At 47.9% G+C, this 591-nt stretch carries 1 pseudogene; it reads left to right on the forward strand.

Features of this window, described 5'->3' with window-relative positions:
* Nucleotides 1–591 (forward strand): annotated as a pseudogene (locus tag R8O10_RS26345) (chain-length determining protein); the annotation flags it as partial.

Below are 591 nucleotides of genomic sequence, written 5' to 3' on the forward strand. Positions count from 1 at the left end.
CACACACCAGCATGTTGATTCAAGAAACGGCGAAGATGAATCCGTTTCTGCAAGATATTGCCGTATCAACCATGCTTAAAGACCGTTTGAGTGCGTTGAGTACTTTGCTGAAAAGCCGTCACGTGCTCTACTCTGTCGCAAAAGAGCAAGGGCTGATTGACGATGACATGGGCGCGAAAGAACAAGAATTCATCATCAAAGATCTCGCTTCGCGCTTATCGGTTCAACAACTGGGTAAAGACTTTATCCAAATTCAGCTAAGAAGCGGTAAAGCACAAGGAATGGAGTCAATGTTGACGTCGGTGAGTAACCGATTTGTTGAGCAACTGTTGGCACCGGAACGCTCGTCGATTAAGGATTCCAGTCATTTCTTGACCATCCATATCAATAAGCGAAGAGAAGAACTCGACAAAGCCGAGCACGCTTTTGCCGAGTACAAAAACACCTACTCACACGCAACACCAGAAATGCAGGCCCAAAGCTTGACCCGCCTAGCCAGCTTAAAGCAAACCTTGGCGGAGAAAGAAGCCGAGCTTGCCGGTGTGACTCGCAGTTTGGGGAGCTTGGACCAACAGCTTTCCAAAACCAACC

It is taken from the genome of Vibrio sp. 1727, assembly GCF_033344415.1.
GTDB lineage: Bacteria > Pseudomonadota > Gammaproteobacteria > Enterobacterales > Vibrionaceae > Vibrio > Vibrio alginolyticus.